At 67.6% G+C, this 20915-nt stretch carries 17 protein-coding genes; 6 read left to right on the top strand and 11 right to left on the bottom strand.

Annotated features, from left to right (window positions below; genetic code table 11):
* Positions 1-19: 19 nt before the first annotated feature.
* The 3 genes from AC6EUH_RS15590 to glnA all read right to left on the bottom strand — a co-directional run bounded on the left by AC6EUH_RS15590 (position 20) and on the right by glnA (position 4879).
* Entirely contained in the window at positions 20-436 is a 417-nt protein-coding gene (locus AC6EUH_RS15590) for a VOC family protein (protein WP_056431280.1), read from the bottom strand.
* A gap of 82 nt (positions 437-518) precedes the next feature.
* Positions 519-3530, bottom strand: a complete 3012-nt coding sequence (locus AC6EUH_RS15585) for a bifunctional [glutamine synthetase] adenylyltransferase/[glutamine synthetase]-adenylyl-L-tyrosine phosphorylase (protein WP_499739202.1) — start codon at positions 3528-3530, stop codon at positions 519-521.
* A gap of 8 nt (positions 3531-3538) precedes the next feature.
* Positions 3539-4879: a type I glutamate--ammonia ligase gene (gene glnA, locus AC6EUH_RS15580; RefSeq protein WP_056431274.1), complete on the bottom strand. Its 1341-nt coding sequence runs from the start codon at positions 4877-4879 to the stop codon at positions 3539-3541.
* Positions 4880-5166: 287 nt separating this feature from the next.
* Between glnA and panB the strand changes: the two genes are divergently transcribed.
* From panB to AC6EUH_RS15565, 3 genes are all read left to right on the top strand, one after another.
* Positions 5167-6096, top strand: a complete 930-nt coding sequence (gene panB / locus AC6EUH_RS15575) for a 3-methyl-2-oxobutanoate hydroxymethyltransferase (RefSeq protein ID WP_056431271.1) — start codon at positions 5167-5169, stop codon at positions 6094-6096.
* Positions 6097-6303: 207 nt separating this feature from the next.
* A complete protein-coding gene (locus AC6EUH_RS15570) occupies positions 6304-6699 on the top strand; it encodes an SHOCT domain-containing protein (protein WP_056431268.1) in 396 nt (131 codons plus the stop codon).
* 113 nt (positions 6700-6812) lie between these two features.
* Complete coding sequence (locus AC6EUH_RS15565; protein ID WP_499739201.1) at positions 6813-7571, top strand: MBL fold metallo-hydrolase; 759 nt, start codon at positions 6813-6815, stop codon at positions 7569-7571.
* A 115-nt stretch (positions 7572-7686) separates the two neighbouring features.
* Here the strand turns inward: AC6EUH_RS15565 and AC6EUH_RS15560 are convergent, their stop codons facing one another.
* Positions 7687-9738, bottom strand: coding sequence for a phage holin family protein (locus AC6EUH_RS15560; RefSeq protein ID WP_499739200.1), 2052 nt, complete (start codon positions 9736-9738; stop codon positions 7687-7689).
* A 155-nt stretch (positions 9739-9893) separates the two neighbouring features.
* Entirely contained in the window at positions 9894-10061 is a 168-nt protein-coding gene (locus tag AC6EUH_RS15555; protein ID WP_128081649.1) for an SPOR domain-containing protein, read from the bottom strand.
* A 71-nt stretch (positions 10062-10132) separates the two neighbouring features.
* On the opposite strand from AC6EUH_RS15555, the gene map reads away from it, so the two are divergent.
* A complete protein-coding gene (map, locus tag AC6EUH_RS15550) occupies positions 10133-11011 on the top strand; it encodes a type I methionyl aminopeptidase (RefSeq protein ID WP_499739199.1) in 879 nt (292 codons plus the stop codon).
* Positions 11012-11100: 89 nt separating this feature from the next.
* On the top strand, positions 11101-11904 hold the full coding sequence (gene ppgK, locus AC6EUH_RS15545) for a polyphosphate--glucose phosphotransferase (protein ID WP_056431258.1): 804 nt from the start codon (positions 11101-11103) through the stop codon (positions 11902-11904).
* Positions 11905-12077: 173 nt separating this feature from the next.
* On the opposite strand, the gene nrdR is transcribed toward ppgK, so the two are convergent.
* The 3 genes from nrdR to AC6EUH_RS15530 all read right to left on the bottom strand — a co-directional run bounded on the left by nrdR (position 12078) and on the right by AC6EUH_RS15530 (position 14798).
* The gene (nrdR, locus tag AC6EUH_RS15540) at positions 12078-12569 is read right to left on the bottom strand and encodes a transcriptional regulator NrdR (RefSeq protein ID WP_082492733.1); all 492 of its coding nucleotides are present in this window, start codon (positions 12567-12569) and stop codon (positions 12078-12080) included.
* A 159-nt stretch (positions 12570-12728) separates the two neighbouring features.
* Positions 12729-14120 carry a histidinol dehydrogenase gene (hisD, locus tag AC6EUH_RS15535; RefSeq protein ID WP_499739198.1) on the bottom strand — a complete coding sequence of 464 codons (1392 nt, stop codon included), beginning with the start codon at positions 14118-14120 and terminating at the stop codon, positions 12729-12731.
* A gap of 54 nt (positions 14121-14174) precedes the next feature.
* The gene (locus AC6EUH_RS15530; protein ID WP_499739197.1) at positions 14175-14798 is read right to left on the bottom strand and encodes a hypothetical protein; all 624 of its coding nucleotides are present in this window, start codon (positions 14796-14798) and stop codon (positions 14175-14177) included.
* 207 nt (positions 14799-15005) lie between these two features.
* Between AC6EUH_RS15530 and AC6EUH_RS15525 the strand changes: the two genes are divergently transcribed.
* Complete coding sequence (locus AC6EUH_RS15525; protein WP_200913066.1) at positions 15006-15464, top strand: flavin reductase family protein; 459 nt, start codon at positions 15006-15008, stop codon at positions 15462-15464.
* Between the two features lie 100 nt (positions 15465-15564).
* Here the strand turns inward: AC6EUH_RS15525 and dnaE are convergent, their stop codons facing one another.
* From dnaE to lspA, 3 genes are all read right to left on the bottom strand, one after another.
* A complete protein-coding gene (gene dnaE / locus AC6EUH_RS15520) occupies positions 15565-19122 on the bottom strand; it encodes a DNA polymerase III subunit alpha (RefSeq protein ID WP_056431251.1) in 3558 nt (1185 codons plus the stop codon).
* A 103-nt stretch (positions 19123-19225) separates the two neighbouring features.
* Positions 19226-20314, bottom strand: a complete 1089-nt coding sequence (locus AC6EUH_RS15515) for an RluA family pseudouridine synthase (RefSeq protein ID WP_268753760.1) — start codon at positions 20312-20314, stop codon at positions 19226-19228.
* Positions 20304-20888, bottom strand: a complete 585-nt coding sequence (gene lspA, locus AC6EUH_RS15510) for a signal peptidase II (protein WP_056431248.1) — start codon at positions 20886-20888, stop codon at positions 20304-20306. Before lspA ends, AC6EUH_RS15515 begins: the two co-directional genes overlap by 11 nt.
* Positions 20889-20915: the final 27 nt, after the last annotated feature.

Genomic DNA, 20915 nt, shown 5'->3' with positions numbered 1-20915 from the left:
GCACGCTACATGGACTCGGTCAGAGCGCCGCGTCCTTCGGCGGCCCTGCGGGGTCCATCCAGAACACTTCCCAGAGGTGCCCGTCGGGGTCCTGGAAACTGTGGGTATACATAAAACCGTAGTCCTGGGCTTCCTCGGACGGCGCCCCGCCGGCCGTGAGCGCCTTCCGGATGACCTCGTCGACGGCCTCGCGGCTGTCCAGGGAGAAGGACATGATGACTTCGGCGGCACCCTTTGCTTCCGCGACGGCCTTCGACGTGAACGTCTTGAAGTAGGCCTCAACGAGCAGCATGACAAATGCGTCGTCGTTGACGATCATGCACGTGGCGTTCTCATCAGTGAAGTCAGGATTGAACGAGAACCCCAACGCGGTGAAGAACTCCACCGTCTTGTCGAGGTCCTGGACGGGAAGGTTCACAAACAGTTGTCTGGGCATGCGGCTAAGGTAGCACCGCGCCCGCGGAGTGTCAGCCCCCGGACGCTCCCCCGGCCGGTTGCCCGGGCCCGCCACAAAACACCTACTGGCCGTAGAAGACCCGTTCGAACACGCTCCGGGCGCGCCGGCTCAACCGCAGGTAATCCTCCTCGAGCGCTGCGGCGTTGCCCTGCCCGTAGCCGCACCAGCGGGCCACCGCTTCCAGGTCCCGGCGGGAGGACGGCAGCACATCCGAGGCCCGGCCGGTCCAGATCACGTTGGCCGACCGGATCCGGCTCGCGAGGCGCCAGGCCCGGAGCAGGATCTCGACGTCGTCCGGTTCGAGGAGCCCGACGGCGGCAGCGCCCTCGAGCGCCTCCACGGTGGACGTGGTCCGCAGTTCCGGGTACTCACCGGCGTGCTGCAGCTGGAGCAGCTGGGCCAGCCATTCGACGTCGCTCAGGCCGCCGCGGCCCAGTTTCAGGTGCCGGGCGGGGTCCGCGCCGCGGGGCAGCCGTTCCGCCTCCACCCGGGCCTTGACGCGCCGGACCTCACGCGCGTCCTGCTCGGAGAGCGACTCCGGGTAGCGGAGCGAGTCGATGAGCGCGACGAAATCGGCCGCGAGCTCATCGTCTCCCGCCATCGGGCGGGCGCGCAGCAGCGCCTGGGCCTCCCAGACGAGCGACCACCGGCGGTAATACTCGGCATAGGATTCGAGTGACCGCACCATCGGCCCGCTCTTGCCCTCGGGCCTCAGGTCGGCGTCGACCATCAGGACGCGCTCGGCGAGGATGGCGGGCTTGAGCGGCTGCGTCAGCAGGCTGGAGAGCCGGCCCACAATCTGCAGGGCCTGCTGCTGGGCCTCGTCCTCCTGGACGCCGGGCAGGCCGCGGTGCACATAGATCACGTCGGCATCCGAACCGTAGCCGATCTCCCGGCCGCCCTGGCGTCCCATGGCTACCACCAGCACATGGGTCTTGAGCGGCTCCCCGGCTGTGACGACGGTTTCCGCCACGCGCAGGGCGCCCAGCACGGCGGCACGGTCGGTGTCGGCCAGCGCCGCGCCCACCTGGTCCTGGTCCAGCAGCCCGGCACTGTCCGCGATCGCAATCCGCAGGATCTCGCGGCGGCGGATCAACCGGATCAGCCGCATGGCGCTTTCCGGCTCCGCGTGGCGGGACATTTTGGAGACAATCTCGAGCCACTGCGCCTCAAAGGTCAGTGGAACCAGGTCCTTGTCCGAGCCCAGCCAGGCCACGGATTCGGGTGAGACCTCCAGCAGATCGGCGATCAGCCGGGAGTTGGACAGCACATGGCAGAGCCGTTCGGCCGCCGCCGTCGAGTCCCGCAGCATGCCGAGATACCAGTGGGTGGTGCCGAGCGCTTCGCTGACCCGGCGGAAGGCCAGCAGGCCGGCGTCGGGATCCACACCCTCCGCGAGCCAGCCGAGCAGGATCGGCAGGAGCTGGCGCTGGAGCGCGGCGCGGCGGCTGACGCCCGCGGTGAGCGCTTCGATGTGCCGCATCGCGCCGCTCGGATCGAGGTAGCCCAGCGCGGCCAGGCGTCCCTGCGCCGCTTCCGGCGTGAGCCTGGCTTCCTCGCTGCTGAGCGCCGCCGCGGTGTTCAGGAGCGGGCGGTAGAAGATGCGCTCGTGCAGCTCGCGGACGGAGCGTTTGGTGCTGCGCCAGGCCGCGGCCAGGGCGTCGGGTTTGGGCCGTTCGCTGGAGAAGGGCCCCAGCATGGCTTTGGCGAGGGCCCGGAGCGAGGCTTCCTTGACTGGCATGAGATGGGTGCGGCGCAGCTGGAAGAGCTGGATCCGGTGTTCGAGGAGCCGGAGGTAGCGGTAGTCCCGGTCGAACTCGGCGGCGTCGGAGCGGCCGATGTATCCGCCCGCGGACAACGCGGCGATCGCCGACGTGGTGTCGCGGCAGCGCAGGGTTTCGTCGGACTTGCCGTGTACCAGCTGCAGCAGCTGGACGGTGAATTCGACGTCGCGCAGTCCCCCGCGGCCCAGTTTGATCTGCCGTTGCTCCTCGTCCGCGGGGATGTGTTCGGTGACCCGGCGGCGCATGGAGCGGACGGACTCCACGAAACCTTCCCGGCCGGCGGAGGACCAGATCAGCGGCGCGACGGCGGCCTCGTAGCTGGCACCGAGCTCGGCGTCCCCGGCGATGGTGCGGGCCTTGAGCAGGGCCTGGAACTCCCAGCTCTCGGCCCAGCGGGCGTAGTAGCTCTGATGCGAGGCGAGGGTCCTGACCAGGGGCCCGGACTTGCCCTCCGGCCGCAGGTTGGCGTCCACCTCCCACAACCCGGGTTCGCGGCCCGGGGACATGATGGCCCGGGAAATGCCGGAGGCCAAGGCCGTGCCGATGGTGTTGGCGCGAGGGTCGTCCAGCTCGCCGGACTCGATCACGTAAATGACGTCGACGTCGGAAATGTAGTTGAGTTCCCGGGCACCGCATTTGCCCATGCCGATGACGGCCAGCCCGACGTCGGCCACCTCCGCGGCGCTGAAGTGCCCGGCGGCCTCGGCGCGGGAGACGGCCAGGGCCGCCTCGATCGCGGCACCGGCGAGGTCGGCCAGCTCGGCGCCGGCGGCGGGCATGAAGTCCAGCGGGTCAGCGGCGCAGAGGTCCTTGACGGCGAGATCCACGAGGCCGCGGCGGTACTCCGTGCGGAGCGCCTCGTAACCTTCCTGCCCCGTCAGTGCGGCGACCGGGCGGGCGGATTTCGGATCGGCGCGCACGGACTGCAGCAGCCGGGCCCGCAGCACGGCCGCGTCCGCGGCGCGCGGTTCCGGGCTGGCCGTCACGTCGAAGGCGTCGAGGTGTTCGGGGTGGCGGATCAGGAACTCGCCCAGCGCCTCCGAGGCCCCCAGCACCCGGTACAGCGGTTCGCTGCGTTCGGGCTCCGCGGCCGCGAGCTTCCGCAAGTCCGGGTGCTTCTCTATCAGCCGGACCAGGGACTGCAGCGCCGTGTCCGGGTTCGCGGCAAGCTGCAGCCCGGCGAAGAGGACGTCCTGGTCCAGGCCCTCCAGTTCGGGGGCCGCCAGCCACCGTTCGCCGTTTTCCAGGTCGCTGAAACCGGCGGCAATGAGGCGTCGTGCCAGGCTCACCGGGGCGCCTAAAGGATGCCGAGGTTGCGCTGCAGCTCGTAGGGCGTGACCTGCAGGCGGTAGTCCTGCCATTCGGCCCGCTTGTTCCGCAGGAAGTGCTCGAACACCTGCTCGCCCAGGATCTGCGGCATCAGCTCGGAGTCCTCCATGGTGCGGATGGCATCGTGCAGGCTGGCCGGGAGCGGATCGTGGCCCATCGCGCGGCGCTCGGCCGAGCTCAGCGACCAGATGTCGTCCTCGGCGGCGGCAGGGAGCTGGTAGCCCTCCTCGATGCCCTTGAGCCCGGCCCCGAGCAGCACGGCGTAGGCCAGGTACGGGTTGGCCGCTGAGTCGATGCCGCGGTATTCGATCCGCGCGGACTGGCCCTTGCCGGGCTTGTACAGCGGGACGCGGACCAGGGCGGAGCGGTTGTTGTGGCCCCAGCTGAGGTAGCTCGGGGCTTCGCCGCCGCCCCAGAGCCGCTTGTACGAGTTCACGAACTGGTTGGTGACCGCGGTGAACTCGGGGGCGTGCTTGAGGATGCCGGCAATGAACTGCCGCGCCGTTTCGGAGAGCTGGAACTCGGCCCCGGCCTCGTAGAAAGCGTTCGTGTCGCCCTCGAAGAGCGAGAAGTGCGTGTGCATGCCCGAGCCCGGATGCGCCGTGAACGGCTTCGGCATAAAAGTGGCGTAGGTGCCCTGCTGCAGCGCGACCTCTTTGATCACGGTGCGGAACGTCATGATGTTGTCGGCGGTCTGCAGCGCGTCCGCGTAGCGCAGATCGATTTCGTTCTGGCCGGGGCCCGCCTCGTGGTGGCTGAACTCGACCGAAATGCCGACCGATTCGAGCATGGTCACGGCGGTGCGGCGGAAGTCCTGGGCGACGCCGCCCGGGACGTGGTCGAAGTAGCCTCCTTCGTCCACCGGCACCGGAGCGCCGTCCGGTCCCGGGTGCTGGGACTTCAACAGGTAGAACTCGATCTCGGGGTGCGTGTAGCAGGTGAAGCCCATGTCAGCGGCCTTGGCCAGGTTGCGCTTGAGGACGTTGCGCGGATCCGCGGCGGAGGGTTCGCCGTCGGGCGTCAGGACGTCGCAGAACATACGGGACGTCGCCTCCGTCTCGCCGCGCCAGGGCAGGATCTGGAAGGTGGCGGGATCCGGCTGGGCCAGCATGTCCGATTCGAAGACACGGGCGAGGCCTTCGATCGAGGAGCCGTCAAAGCCGAGGCCTTCCTCGAAGGCCCCTTCGACCTCGGCCGGGGCGAGCGCCACGGATTTCAGTGAACCCACGACGTCGGTAAACCAGAGCCGCACGAACCGCACGTCGCGCTCTTCGATTGTCCGCAGGACAAACTCTTGCTGGCGGTCCATAGTGGCCTCTTTCCGGTTCAACGTCCGTGCCCGGGGCCCCACCTGACTCCCGCCAGGCATGGTCCCGCAGCTGCTCAGGATTCACTTTACTAATCATTGCCAGTGATTGCTGGAGCAGCCGACTCACGTAACACAGCGTTAACATACGGTTCCGGGGTCCAGTTGCCGGAAGCCGGTGCCCGAAGGCCCGACACGGAGTCGGTTCACCGGGCGGTGTGATGTGTTTCACCGGCCCGGTGGCCGGAACGCGGTAGCTAGGACGCGCGGTATCGCACTACGCTCGTGCCATGGCCACAAGCAAAAGCCCCGATTCCAGCATGCCCGCAGCAGAAGTAACGGCTCCTTACGGCAATGGCCCCTCGGCCGCCGGCGCCGCCCAGCCGGCCGCATCGGCAGCAGGGACTGAGCCGTCCCGGAAGCCGGCGGCGAAGATCCGCACCCACCACCTGCGCCAGGCGAAACTCAACGGTGAGCGCTTTGCCATGCTGACGGCCTATGACCAGTACACGGCGGAAATCTTCGACCAGGCCGGCATCGAGGTCCTCCTGGTGGGAGACTCCGCCTCGAACAACGTGTTCGGCAACGAAACCAGCCTGCCCGTCACCGTGGACGAACTGCTCCCGCTGTGCCGCGCCGTCACCCGCTCCGCCCGGCGCGCCCTCGTGGTGGCGGACCTGCCGTTCGGCAGTTACGAGGTCTCCGCGCAGCAGGCTGTGGCCACCGGCGTGCGGTTCCTCAAGGAAGGGCTCGCCCACGCGGTCAAGATCGAGGGCGGCAAGTTCTACGCGGAGACCGTGCGGGCCATGGTCCAGGCCGGGATTCCTGTGATGGCGCACATCGGCTTCACCCCGCAGAGCGAGCACGCCCTCGGCGGCTACCGGGTCCAGGGCCGCGGCGATGACGCCCAGCGCCTGATCGACGACGCTGTCGCCCTGGCCGACGCCGGCGCGTTCTGCGTGTTGATGGAAATGGTTCCGGCGGAGACGGCGGCGGCCGTGGACGCCGCCGTCGACGTCCCCACTGTCGGCATCGGCGCCGGCAACGCCACCACGGGCCAGGTCCTGGTGTGGCAGGACATGGCGGGCCTGCGCGGCGGCAGGATGGCCAAGTTCGTCAGGCAGTACGCGGACCTGCGCACCTCCCTCAGCGATGCCGCCAAGGCGTACGGCGAGGACGTGCGGTCCGGTCAGTTCCCCGGCCCCGAGCACTCCTTCTAGGCACCCGCTGTCGCTGTCCTCCCGGGTCCACCACTGCGGGTTCGCGGCGTCACCTCATCCTTCACGAACGATGCGGAGGACCGCCATTACGAGCAGGCTGGCGGTTGAGGGCCTGCATCGGGCCCCGGCAGAAGTTCCGCCATTCCGGCCGGATTCGCGAGCGACGCGATGGGCCAGACACCGGGGGACATTAGTGGAGGAGTAGCCATGGACTCAATTTCGACTGACTTCTGGGACGTCCTGCTGTGGAGTTTCTGGTTCTTCATCTGGATTGCGGCCCTGATGGTCTGGTTCCGCTGCCTGTTCGACTTGTTCGGCGACCACACGCTCAGCGGCTGGGGCAAGGCCGGCTGGTCGATACTGCTGATCTTTGTCCCCTGGCTCGGAGCACTCATCTACCTGATCGCCAGGGGCCGCAGCATGACGGAGCGGCAGATGAAGGCAATAGCGGAACAACAGGCCGCCCAGCAGGAGTACATCCAGCAGGTCGCCGGCAAGTCAGCCTCCCCGGCCAGCCAGATCGCCGACGCCAAGGCGCTGCTCGACTCCGGCGCCATCAGCCAGACCGAATTCGATTCCCTCAAGGCCAAGGCGATGGCCTGACCTGACCACGGGCTGCGCCGCGGTCCGCTGCAGTCGGTCCACCGTGCGGTCGGACCCCTGCAGTCGGGTCACGGTGCGGTCGGTCAGCGGTGCGGTCGGTCAGGGGTGCGGGCATGAGAATTACCTGGCTTGGCCACTCGTCGGTGGTTCTCGATCTGGACGGGATCCGGATCCTGACCGATCCGCTGCTTCGTCCCCATGCCGGGTTTTTGCGACGCCTGGCGCCCCGGCCGGACCCTGCGTCGTGGAACCGGCCCGACGTCGTGCTTCTCTCCCACCTCCACCACGATCACGCCGAACTGCGCTCCCTCCGGATGCTGCGCGGGGCAGTCCTGATGAGCGCGCCGGCCAACGCCGACTGGTTACGCCGCCGAACGCAGATGCCTGCGGTTCCCTTGGGGGACGGTTGGGTCCAGGTGGGCAGCGGAGTCGAGATACGCCAAGTGCCGGCCGACCATGGTCAGCGTCCCATGCCGCACCGGCCCAACGACGCCAATGGCCAGCTGGTCCGGGGCCCGTCGGGCGTCGTCTGGATCGCCGGTGACACCGGGTTGTATCCGGAGATGGCGGCGCTCCCGGCCATGGCGGGCGGATCCATCGACGTCGCCCTGGTGCCGGTGTGGGGGTGGGGACCAAAGCTCTCCGGCGGGCATCTGACGCCCGAGACCGCGGCCCGGGCGGTCTCAGCGAGCGGCGCGCGGTTCGCCTTGCCGGTGCACTGGGGAACGCTGCACCCGCCCTTCGTCAACCACTTCGCGCGGAGCTGGCTTGAACTGCCGGGGCGCCGCTTCGCTGACTCTGTGGCGGATCAGGCTCCCGGCTGCTCGGCAGTGGTTCTCGCCCCCGGCCAGTCCTGGACTGTGCCGGCGTGAGCCGAAGGCCCGCAACCGGCACAGTTTCGCCTCTTAACCGGTCTCTTCTGAACGGGTCTCTTTTGAACCGGCCGCCTTTCAACCGGTCGCATTTCAACCGGTTCCCGGGTTCGCATCAGGGCTGGACGTCCCGCAGGGTGAGGCGCTGGCCACAGGATTCGAGCATTGCCACCAGCACCCGGTGGAGCTGATCGGCCCCCTCTATCCGCTCCGGCAGCCCCGCCATAAGATCGGCCGGGCCCAGCAGCACCGCGCGGTCCTGCCAACCGCCGAGACCCCCGTGGGATCCGACCAGGCCCTCGAACGCTGCGACGTCGCCGGTCACCGGATCGACCGTGCTGTTGACGTACAGGTCCGGCGCCTCGCGAAGCAGCAGGGCGCGCAGGAGCACCCGCGCCGCGTGGGGACCGAAACCGGCCAACGGGTTGGTCCCTTCCACGTCACCGCTGGTGAGGTTGAGGCGCCCGCCGCTCCCGATCGCCCACGCCCGGCCTTCGTCGTCGATGCCGGCGACGAACGCGACGCCGGGGTGCCCCGCCAGGCCGGGGACCAGCGCCGGCCATTCCCGGTCGAGCCCCTGGAGCGTCCAGCGCCGGTCACCCCGCACGTAGACCAGGCCCAGGTTGCCCGAGCCCAGCACAACCACCGGCTCCTCGGCGGCGTTGCCTGGAGCGGAGTCGCCGGCTGCCGGCGTCTGCTGGGCCTTTGCCAGCCCCTCGCCGGCCCGGACGGCGAGCTTTCCTGTCATCCCGCCTGCCGCGACGTCGCCGGCAATGGAGTCCGCACGCCCCAGCCCTTCGACGGACGCGTCCACATTCTGCACGTCTTCCTGCATGAGTTCCGCACACAAATCGCCGAGCGACTGGCCATACCGGTCAGCGAACGGGGTGCCCTGGGACTGGCCGTGGTCCGAGAGCACCACCAGCCGGTAGCGGCGGGGAGCATCGCCGGCGAGCTGTGCCAGGGACCCCAGCGTGCGGTCCAGGCCATCCAGGGCGGCGAGCGACTCGGGCCGGAACATGCCCGCGTGATGGGCGATTTCGTCGTAGTCAACGTAGTCGACATAGATGCTCTTTGTTCCGCGCCGCAGTTCTTCGGCGACCAGGGCGGTGTTGAGGTCGCGCAGCAGCCCGTTGGTCACTGCCCGCAGTAGGGCGAAGGTCCAGTCGCGGTGCACACGCGGGTCGAGGTCACGCCTGACCTGACGTCGGGCCTGCCAGCGTTCCTTGACGATCTCCCCGACGGTCCGGGTGAGGCTGCGCATAAAACCGTTCGGGGAAGTGAAAAACCACGCAAACGCACGCCGGGTTTGCGTGGAGCCGCGCTGGACCTCCACCCTGCTCATCGTCATGAGCGCCCGGGGCGCGTCCCCGGTGAACAGGTTCGAAATGGAGACGCCGTCGTCGCTGAGCAGGCCGCGGCCGGTGCTGTGCCATTCTTCGATCACCCGGGCGTCCGCCGGACGGTTGGCCACCAGGACCCGGTTGAGGTCACGGTCGTACCACCGGAACGCCGGGATCCCGTCAACGGTGCCGTGCAGGATGCCCAGCTGGCTGGCCGGCGTGGTGCACGGCAGCTGCGGAGTCCACTCCCTGAGCACGTAATCCCCCGACGCCAGCCAGCGCCGCACATGCGGCACGGCCCCGGACTGGACCGCCCATTGCAGTACCGGGAAGGGGACACCGTCGAGCTGCACGAACAGGACGCCGTCGACCTCCGGGTCGGCCACCGTCTGCTGCCGGCCCGCCCTGCCGGCCAATGAGGTGATCAGGCCGTCATCAGTACCGGCCGTGGTGGTCCACGAGATGAGCGTGCCCACGGCCGCACTCACCCAGGTGGCGGCAAAGGCCGTCCACGCCGTCGACTCGATGCCGGGCACCAGCAGGATAGCCACGTACATGATGAGGGCCTGCCCGAGGAGGGCGGTAAGCAGCACCGCCAGCCAGCCCACCCGCGCCGAAACCTCCACCAGCACCGGGCGGAGGACCAGGCCGACGACGCCGGCTGCCGCGGCCACGGCGGCGTACGACCACCAGCTGCTGGCCGAGAATCCCGGCAACAGGGCACCGGTGACAATCAGGGCAACCGTCGAGGCAGCCCAGGCTGCGGCCAGCCTGGCCAGATCGGAGAATCGGGCGCCGCGGGTGCGGGTAACGCTCGTCGGCATTTTCCCAGTATGGCCGGGCCCAACCGGCAGGCCCTCATCCGCGCCGGGTGAGAAAATCAGCCCCCGCAATCCAGCAGGAATGCCCACAAGGGCCGGCCGGGCGGCCCAGCGGCGACGCGCACGAGAACCGCCGGCCGGACTCTCACCCGCGGGGGCTAATCGTCCTCGTCGCCCTTTTCCCAGGATTCGTTGCGGGCCTTGACCTTCTCGAGGGCGTGCTCAGCCTCTTCGCGCGTCTTGTAGGGGCCAATCAGCTGGCTCCAGTCGGACATGGCGTCCTCTTCAACCTCGTGTGTGTTGACGTTGTACCAGTACTCCGGCATTGATGCTCCTTGCGCTGATGTTTATTGGCGTTTGTTTATTTGCCTCCGGCATCGCCTTATATGATCAATCTATGCCTTCTCTAGCCTCGACTGCACCCATCGGCACCCTCGTCCCGGGAACAGTCAGCCCGCAACGTTCCGTTCCGGCGTCGATCCCGCGCCCCGAATACGTGGGCAAGCCCGGACCGGCCAAGTTCACCGGCTCGGAGATCAAGTCGGCGGAGACCATCGAGAAGATCCGGATCTCCTCACGGATCGCCGCGCAGGCCATCGTGGAGGTCGGCAAGCACATCCAGCCCGGAGTCACCACGGACCAGCTCGACCGTGTGGGCCACGAATTCCTGCTCGACCACAACGCGTATCCCTCCACCTTGGGTTACCGCGGCTTTCCCAAGTCGCTGTGCTCGTCACTGAACGAGGTCATCTGCCACGGCATCCCGGACACCACCGTGGTCAAGGACGGGGACATCCTCAACATCGACATCACCGCCTTCGTCGGCGGCGTGCACGGCGACACCAACTACACCTTCCTGGTCGGCGACGTCGACGAGGAATCGCGGCTGCTCGTCGAGCGCACGCAGGAATCCCTGAGCCGGGCCATCCGGGCCGTGGCCCCCGGCCGCGAAATCAACGTGATCGGCCGCACCATCGAGTCCTATGCAAAACGCTTCGGCTATGGCGTGGTCCGCGACTTCACCGGCCACGGCGTGGGCGAGGCCTTCCACACCGGCCTGATCATCCCGCACTACGACGCCGCGCCCGCCTACAACACGGTGATGGAGACGGGCATGGTGTTCACGATCGAACCCATGCTGACACTCGGCACCGTGGACTGGGACATGTGGGCCGACGACTGGACCGTCGTCACCCGTGACCGCAAACGCACCGCGCAGTTCGAGCACACCCTGCTCGTCACGGAGTCCGGCGCGGAAGTCCTGACCCTCCCCTGATTCCCACGAGAAGATCCCGGTCTTCTCCGGTCGGCCCTGCGCCGCCCCCTCCTAGCCCTGCCCCTGACCCTTCCACGAACGGAACCACATTGGCCAAGAAGGACGAGAAGTCGAAGAAGAACGCCCCGCTGATCGGCATCGACATCGGCGGCACCGGAATCAAGGGCGGGATCGTCGACCTGAAAAAGGGCAAGCTGATCGGTGACCGGCTCCGCATTCCCACTCCGCAGCCCTCCACGCCGGAATCCGTGGCCGAGGTGGTCGCCCAGGTGGTCGCCGAGCTGTCCGCCCGCCCCGAGGCGCCGGCCCCCGACTCGCCGGTGGGTGTCACCTTCCCCGGTATCATCCAACACGGTGTGGTCCACTCCGCCGCCAATGTGGACAAGTCCTGGCTGGAAATGGACATCGATGGCCTGCTGACTGCCCGGCTGGGCCGTCCAGTGGAGGTCATCAACGACGCCGACGCCGCCGGCCTCGCCGAGGCCCGCTTCGGCGCGGGCGAGTTCGTGAAGGGCACCGTCCTGGTCATCACCCTCGGCACCGGAATCGGTTCCGCGTTCATCTTCGACGGCAAGCTCGTCCCCAACGCCGAGCTCGGACACCTGGAGATTGACGGATTCGACGCCGAAAGCAAGGCCTCAGCCGTCGCCCGCGAACGGGACGGCCTGAGCTGGGAGGAGTACAGTGTCCTGCTGCAGCGCTACTTCTCGCATGTGGAGTTCCTCTTTTCCCCCGAACTGTTCATCGTCGGCGGCGGCATCTCCAAGCGCGCGGACGAATACCTGCCGCGGCTGCAGCTGCGCACGCCGATTGTCCCGGCGGAACTGAAAAACGACGCCGGCATCGTGGGGGCCGCCGTCGAAATCGCGCTGAAGCACAAACTGGCGAAGTAGCCACACGAGGCGAGGTAGCCAGAAGAGCTATCACTCCGGGTCGTTCTGAACGCTGGGAACGACCCGGAGTGATAGCTCTTTGTTGTGTGTGGTGCCGGTGGTGGCTGCGGCTTCCCCTCCGCTGCCACCACCGGAGTCTATGGGCAGATTCCGCCGGTTGAGGACCGCTGGTACTAGAGCGGGCTCTTCTGCTGGCTGGTGCCTTCGCGCCCCTTGGTCTCGGCCTCATGGCGGAGCAGGGAAATGGCGGCTTCGAAGTCCTCGAGGGACTCGAAGGCCTGGTAGACGCTCGCGAAGCGCAGGTAGGCGACCTCGTCGAGCTTCTGCAGCGGGTTGAGGATGGCCAGGCCGACCTCATGCGCATCGATCTCGGCGGCGCCGGAGGCGCGGATCGCTTCCTCGACTTCCTGCGCGAGCATGGCCAGGTCGTCTTCCGTGACGGGACGGCCCTGGCAGGCTTTGCGGACGCCGTTGATGACCTTGCTGCGGCTGAAAGGCTCGCCGACGCCGGACCGCTTGATCACCGTGAGGCTGGTGGTTTCGACAGTCGTGAAGCGGCGCCCGCATTCGGGACACTGCCGGCGGCGGCGGATGGCCGAGCCGTCGTCGGCGATCCGGCTGTCCACCACGCGGGAATCAGGGTTGCGGCAAAACGGGCAATACACGTTGTTTCCTCCCCTGTCGCAAAGCAGACGGCCGAACTGGTCGACGTGAATACAGCAGTCGACGTGAGCACGCCAGCAATTCTCGGAGCCGTTGGCTCCGACATCAGTTTACGACTAGATGTAGCTGAATAACAAGCCTGTAATTACTACATGTTGTGGTTAGTGGCCCCCGGAGAACCGGGCCGTGACGGCCTCGCCGTGGGCGGGAAGATCCTCCGCTCCGGACAGGCTCACGATGTGCCCGCTGACCTCTTCCAGTGCGGCACGGGTGTAGTTGACCACCTGGATGGCTCGCAGGAACGTGGTGACGTTCAGTCCGGAGGAGAACGCTGCCGTGCCGCTGGTCGGCAGCACGTGGTTGGAACCTGCGCAGTAGTCACCCAGGCTCACGGGGCTGTAGTCCCCCACAAAGATCGCACCGGCGCTGCGGATCCGACCCGCGACGCCGGCCGCGTCCGCCGTCATGATTTCCAGGTGTTCGGCCGCGTAGGCGTTGCACGCCGCGATGCCCTGTTCGAGGTCGTCCACCAATACGACGCCCGACTGCGGGCCGGAGAGCGCCTCCCGGACCCGGACGCTGTGCTTGGTCGCTGCCGCCTGGCGGTCCAGTTCGACGCGCACGGCGTCGGCGAGGGCCTCGGAGTCCGTCACCAGGACGGACGCGGCCTTGGGGTCGTGCTCGGCCTGGCTGATCAGGTCGGCGGCAACCAGTCCCGGCTGTGCGGTGGCGTCTGCGAGGATCGCAATCTCAGTGGTGCCCGCCTCCGAATCGATGCCGACGACGCCCTTGACAAGGCGCTTGGCCGTGGCGACGAAGACGTTGCCCGGGCCGGTGACGACGTCCACCGGGTCCAGCCCGGCGGTGTCCCCCGCGCCGGGGATGCCGTAGGCGAAGGCCGCGATGGCCTGGGCGCCGCCGATGGCGTAGACCTCGTCGATCCCGAGCAGGCACGCTGCGGCCAGGATGGTGGGGTGCGGCAGTCCGCCGAAGTCCTTCTGCGGAGGAGAGGCCAGGGCGATGGATTCGACGCCGGCGGCGAGGGCCGGGACGACGTTCATGATCACGGAGGACGGGTAGACGGCCAGGCCGCCGGGGACGTAGAGGCCCACCCGGGCAACGGGCACCCAGTTCTGGCTGACCACCGCGCCTTCGCCGAGTTCGACGTCGGTGTCCGCCGGGCGCTGCGCGTCGGCAAAACGGCGGGCGCGCTTGATGGACTCTTCCAGTGCGGCACGTACGGCGGGATCGAGCCCGGCCAGCGCCGCCGTCAGGGCGTCGGCGGGGACACGGGGGTGCGACTGCTCCACGCCGTCGAAGGCCCGGGCGAGCTCGCTGAGCGCGTCGAAGCCCCGGGTGCGGACGGCGTCGATGATGTCCAGGACTTTCTGCTCGGCATCAGCCCTGGTGCCTGCCTGCGCGCGGGGAACCGCGGCACGGAGCCCGGCGAGGGTGAGCCGCTGGCCGCGCAGGTCGACGGTGCGGAAGTTGAGTTCGGCGGGTACCGGGGGCGCATTAACGGCGGGCACGGTGCTGTCAGCTGAAGGGGTCACCCGTTCATTTTACGTGCCGCGCCGCAGAGTCCCGCGCCCGTGACGTCGTGCCGGTTACAACGGAGCCGGACTTGTCGTTTCGCCCGTTGTTTCGGGCTTCGTCGTGGTGAAGACGGTGTTCAGGAAGATGGCCAGGGCAGTGGCGGCGGGCCAGATTGCCAAAACGGCCAAGGACCGCAGGGAAAACGCGATACTCGCGCTGGCCGACGTGTCCTCCGGGGTTCCCCACCACAGGCCGCACACGACGCCCGTCCCCCAGGCGGCGAGGGCGCCTGCTGCTCCTGCACCCACGGCCAGGAGGACGTCCCGCCCGGACGGTCCGTGGTGCTTGGTTCCGGAGGCTACGGCACCCGAAATGCAGCCGGCGAGCAGGAACAGCCCCGCCAGCACCAGGTCCCGGGGCAGCCACCCTTCCGTGTTGCCGCCGCTCCGCAGCTCCGGATTGCCCGAGAGCAGGTTCAACCCCGAGGGCGCCAGGAGCCACCAGACCAGCCCCACCGGGACACCGGCGGCGGCAATGACAGCGGCCTTCCGCCACGACATGGCGGACCTACCCGCCTCCGGCGCCGGGTGGCTGGGGGCAGCGTCCGCCGGAAAAGCGGCGGGCACAGTGTCGCCCGGCCGGACGTTCTGCGGGGCATCGTGCGGGTGCTGGCCGTGTACTGCTGGCTGTGTCATGCAACAAACCTTAACAAGCTTTCCGGCGCCGGGCACATGACACCGTACGACCCCGGATGACGTTCCCACGGGTCACCTCCGGTGGAACAAATACCGCGACCGGGCAAAGGAGCAATACGCTGGCAGGGTAGGAACATCACACACGCAGCAGGGAGTTGGATCGCAGTGGCCACAGAGGACCAAGCCTTCGAGGGAACTTTTCGGGAGATGTTCCGCCGGCACGCCGCCGGCGTGGCCATCATCACGGCCAACTTCAACGGTGTTCCCTTCGGATTCACGGCAACCTCCGTGGCATCGCTCTCGGCGAAGCCGCCCCGGTTCACCTTCAACATGGCCCGGACCTCGAGCTCCTGGCCGGCCGTGGCCAACACCACCTACATCGGCGTCCACATGCTGGGGCTGGAAAACCAGGAGCTGGCCGACCGCTTCGCCCGGACCAGCAACCGATTCGAGGGCGACCACTGGGCGCTCGGACCCCACGACGTGCCGATCCTCAATGATGTTGCCGGCTGGCTGATCGGCAAGGTCCAGATGCGTCTCTCCTTCGAGAACAACGCCGTGGTAGTGGTCGAGGTCGTGGAAGGTGAAGTGGGCGCTGACGGCGCTCCCCTGCTCTACCACTCCGGCTCCTACGGCCAGCCCGTGCCGCTGGACTACGAGATCTGAGCCGCGCCTTCACCCGCCGAGGTGACACTTAACGCCCATGTCCTTGCGCGGCATGGGCATCAACTGTCACTTCGGCGGCCGGAGAGCCCCCTGCAGATGATTAGTTATCCAGGCAGGTGGGACCGAGGAGCACCTTGAGGTCTCCGAACAATGACGGGCTGGGGTTGACCCGCAGATGCACAGGCAGGCCCATGACCTCCACGCGGGAGTCGCCCTGCAGGTGCAGCCGCACCTCGGACTTGCCGCGGTGGGTCCGCAGCACGTCTCCCAGCTCGGTCACCACGGCTTCGGTCGCCTTGTGCGTCTGCACCGTGATCACGAGCGGCCCGTTGAGGCCCTCGCTGAGGTCCGGGACGGAGAGTTCCATGCAGTTCAGGGCGATGGCGCCGTCGTCACGGCGCTGCAGCCGCCCCTTGACCACCACGATCAGGTCTTCCGCCAGGACGGACGCGATGGGGCCGTAGACCTGGCCGAAGAACATGACCTCGACGGAGCCGCCCAGGTCCTCGATCTCCGCGCGGGCGTAGGCGTTGCCGCTGGCTTTCGCGATCCGCCGGCTCAGCGAGGTGATCATCCCGGCGATGGTGACGATGGCGCCGTCGTGCGGGCCGTCCTCGGCGATGATCGAGGTGATGGACTGGTCGGCGTGCTGGCTCAGCAGTCCTTCGAGGCCCTGCAGCGGGTGGTCCGAGACGTAGAGCCCGAGCATGTCGCGTTCGAAGGAGAGTTTGTCCTTTTTGTCCCATTCGGGCAGATCGGGGATTTCGATGCTCAGTGACGCCTCGGATTCCGCTTCGTCGAACCCGGCGAAGAGGTCGAACTGGCCGATCGCCTCGTTGCGCTTGAGCGTGATGACGGAGTCGATGGCTTCTTCGTGGATCATCGCCAGGGCGCGCCGGTGGTGGTTCAGGGAGTCGAACGCGCCGGCCTTGATCAGGGACTCGATGGTGCGCTTGTTGCACACCACGGCCGGGACCTTCATCAGGTAGTCCTTGAAGGACGTGTAGGCGCCCTCCTTTTCGCGCGCCGCCACCATGGCCTCGACGGCGTTCACGCCGACGTTGCGGATGGCGCCCATGCCGAAGCGGATGTCGTTGCCGACGGGGGTGAAGTTCAGGGCGGACTCGTTGACGTCCGGCGGCAGCACCGTGATGCCCATGCGCCGGCATTCGTTGAGGTAGATGGCCGACTTGTCCTTGTCGTCGCCGACGCTGGTGAGCAGGGCGGCCATGTACTCCGGCGCGTAGTGCGCCTTGAGGTACGCCGTCCAGTAGGAGATCACGCCGTAGGCGGCCGAGTGTGCCTTGTTGAACGCGTAGTCGGAGAACGGCAGGAGGATGTCCCACAGGGTCTTGACCGCGGCCATGGAGTAGCCGTTGTCCTGCATACCCTGGGAGAACCCGGCGAACTGCTTGTCCAGCTCGGATTTCTTCTTCTTGCCCATGGCCCGGCGCAGGATGTCTGCCTGGCCCAGCGTGTACCCGGCGAGCTTCTGCGCCACGGCCATGACCTGCTCCTGGTACACGATCAGGCCGTAGGTTCCGCCAAGGATCTCGGCGAGTGGTTCCTCGAGTTCCGGGTGGATCGGAATGACTTCCTGGATCTTGTTCTTGCGCAGCGCATAGTCGGTGTGGGCGTTGGCGCCCATGGGGCCCGGCCGGTAGAGCGCCAGCACGGCGGAGATGTCTTCGAAGTTGTCAGGCTTCATGAGCTTGAGCAGGGACCGCATCGGGCCGCCGTCGAGCTGGAACACGCCGAGGGTGTCGCCGCGGGCCAGGAGCTCGTAGGACGCCGCGTCGTCGAGCTCCAGGGACTCCAGGTCCAGGTCCACACCGCGGTTCATCTTGATGTTTTCGAGGGCGTCCGAAATGATCGTGAGGTTCCGGAGGCCGAGGAAGTCCATCTTGATCAGGCCGAGGCCCTCGGACGTCGGGTAGTCGAACTGTGTGATGACCTGGCCGTCCTGGAAGCGGCGCATGATCGGGATGACGTCGATGATCGGGTCCGAGGACATGATGACGCCGGCCGCGTGGACACCCCACTGCCGCTTCAGGCCCTCGATGCCGAGCGCCGTCTCGAACACCTTGGCGGCTTCCGGGTCGGTGGCGATGAGCTGCCGGAAGTCGCCGGCCTCGCTGTACCGCTTGGAGTCCTTGTTCTGGATATCGGCGAGCGGGATGTCCTTGGCCATCACGGCCGGCGGCAGTGCCTTGGTGAGCGTCTCGCCCATGCTGAACGGGTAGCCCAGCACGCGTGAGGAGTCCTTGAGCGCCTGCTTGGTCTTGATGGTGCCGTAGGTGACGATCATGGCGACACGCTCGTCGCCGTATTTGCGTGTGACATAGTCGATCACTTCGGAGCGGCGCCGGTCATCGAAGTCGACGTCGAAGTCAGGCATGGAGACGCGGTCCGGGTTGAGGAAGCGCTCGAAGATCAGGCCGTGGTGCAGCGGATCGAGGTCGGTGATGCGCATGGCGTAGGCCACCATGGAACCTGCGCCCGAGCCACGTCCGGGGCCCACCCGGATGCCGTTGTTTTTGGCCCAGTTGATGAAGTCGGCCACGACCAGGAAGTAGCCCGGGAACCCCATGGAATTGATGACGCCCAGTTCGTAGTCGGCCTGGGTGCGCACCTTGTCGGGGATGCCCTGGGGATAGCGGTAGCGGAGTCCCTTGTCGACTTCCTTGACCAGCCAGGACGTCTCGTCCTCCCCTTCCGGGCAGGGGAACCGGGGCATGTAGTTGGCCCCGGTGTTGAACGACACTTCGCAGCGCTCGGCGATCAGCAGTGTGTTGTCGCACGCCTCCGGGTGGTCCCGGAACAACTCCCGCATCTCCTGGGGTGACTTCAGGTAGTAGCCGCTGCCCGAAAAGGCGAACCGGGATCCGCCGTTGTCGTACGTCGGTTCCAGGAGAGTGGAACCGGACTGGATGGCCAGCAGGGCCTCGTGCGCCTTGGCGTCGTGTTCGTGGGTGTAGTGAAGATCGTTGGTGGCCACCAGCGGCAGGTTTAGTTCCTTGGCCAGCCGCAGCAGGTCGCCGGTGACGCGCCGCTCGATGTCCAGGCCGTGGTCCATGAGTTCGCAGAAGTAGTTCTCGGCGCCGAAGATGTCGCGGAATTCGGCGGCCGCCTCGACGGCTTCCCGGTACTGGCCGAGCCGGAGCCTCGTCTGGACCTCGCCCGACGGGCAGCCGGTGGTGGCGATCAGGCCTTCCGAGTAGGTGTTCAGCAGCTCGCGGTCCAGCCGGGGCCATTTGCCGAAGACCGAGTCCAAGGAGGCGATCGACGACGCACGGAAGAGGTTCCGCATGCCCTTGTTGTTGTAGCTGAGCAGCGTCATGTGCGTGTAGGAACCGCCGCCGGAGATATCGTCCTTGCGCTGGTTTTCCTCGCCCCACCGGACGCGGGTCTTGTCCGTGCGTGCGGTTCCGGGGGTGACGTAGGCCTCGACGCCGATGATCGGCTTGATGCCCTGGTCCGTGGCCCGCTTCCAGAAGTCGAAGGCTCCGAACAGGTAGCCGTGGTCCGTGGTGGCGAGGGCAGGCATGCCCAGCCGTTCGGTTTCGTCGAACAGCTCCCCCAGCCGGGCGGCACCGTCCAGCATGGAGTATTCGGTGTGGTTGTGGAGATGAACGAACGATTTGTTGCTGGAAGTCACCGAATCATTCTAGTGCCGCGCACGGACGATTCAGCGCGGCACTCCGGACGCCGCCCGATCGCACCGCGGGACCCGGGCAGCGGACCGCAGCCCGGGCAGCCAATCAGGCCTGTCCGGACTCCAGAACCTCCAGGGCGTACCGCAGGTCCTGCGGGTACTCGCTGGTGACGGTGACCTGTTCCCCGGTCCGGGGATGGGCGAAGGACAGCTGCCGCGCGTGCAGCCACTGCCGGGTGAGCCCCAGCGTGGCGGCGAGCCGCGGGTCCGCGCCGTAGGTCAGGTCGCCGGCGCAGGGGTGGCGCAAGGCGGAAAAGTGCACCCGGATCTGGTGCGTACGGCCGGTTTCGAGGTGGACTTCCACCAGCGACGCCTTGCCGAACGCCTCCAGGACCTCGTAGTGCGTGATGGAATCCCGGCCGTCTTCAATCACGGCGAAGCGCCAGTCGTGGCCCGGGTGGCGGCCGATCGGCGCGTCAATGGTGCCGGCCAGCGGGTCCGGCAGGCCCTGGACGACGGCGTGGTAGACCTTGTCCACGGTGCGTTCCTTGAAGGCGCGCTTAAGGGCTGTGTACGCCTCTTCCGTTTTGGCGACCACCATCACCCCGGACGTCCCGACGTCGAGCCGGTGGACGATGCCCGCGCGTTCCGGCGCGCCGGAGGTCGAGATCCGGTAGCCGAGGCCGGCGAGGCCGCCGACGACGGTGGGTCCCACCCAGCCGGGCGAGGGATGCGCGGCCACGCCGACCGGTTTGTCGATGACGACAAATTCGTCATCGTCCAGCAGGATGGTCAGGTCCTCCACGACTTCCTCCACAATTTCCAGGGGGTCCCGGCGCGCCGGGACGACGACGTCGAGTACGGTGCCGGGGGCAAGCTTGAGCGATTTTCCGACCGCTTTGTCCCCGCTGCTGACGTTGCCCTCGCCGATCAGCACGGCGGCCTGCGAACGGGAGATATCCATGAGCTTCGCCAGCCCGGCATCCACGCGGGTCCCGGCCAGTTCGTCCGGGACCACAAAGCGGAAGGATGCTGCCGGTGTCGCGGCGGACCCCGCCCCGGTGTCGTCGGCTGTGAATTCGTCGTCGACGTCCTCCGGCAGGATGTCCTCCGGCAGTGTGCCGGAAGTGGCCAGGTCTTCGGGCGTGAGGTCTTCGGGCGTCGTGTGCTCAGGCGCCGTGTCCCTAGGAGTCATGGTTCACTGTGTCCTTCGTGGGGTGCGAGCCGTCCAGGGAGATCCCGCGCAGCGTGAGCAGGCAGATGATCACTACCGAGGACACTACGGCTGAGTCGGCGATGTTGAAGATCGCGAAATTGGGCAACTGGATGAAGTCCACCACATGGCCCATGGCGAACGAGGGTTCGCGGAACAGGCGGTCTGTGAGGTTGCCCAGGGCGCCGCCGAGGAGCAGCCCGAGCGCCAGGGCCCACCAGAGCGAGCCGAGTTTCCGCAGCTGCAGCAGGATGGCGATCGCCACCGCGGTCATGATGATCGTGAACACCCAGGTGACGTTCTCGCCGATGGAGAAGGCGGCACCGGAGTTGCGGATGTAGTACCAATGCAGGAGCGGGGGCAGGACGGGAATCCGCTCCCCCTCGGTCATGTTGGCGGTGACCCACAGTTTGGTCAGCTGGTCGAAGGCATAGGCGAAGGCCGCCAGGCCAAAGAACAAGGAGAGCAGCAGGGCCCGCCGCGGCCGCGGCTTGATGGGACGTGCTTCGTCGGACTCAGCGGGCTGCGCGGCGTCAGGTGATGATGCGTCAGTCATAGGGCTTTCGTTCACGGGCCAGTGCGG

Source organism: Arthrobacter sp. 001422645 (assembly GCF_059816125.1).
The sequence above is the reverse complement of the archived record's forward strand: the minus strand, read 5'-3'. Positions and strand labels throughout refer to the sequence as shown.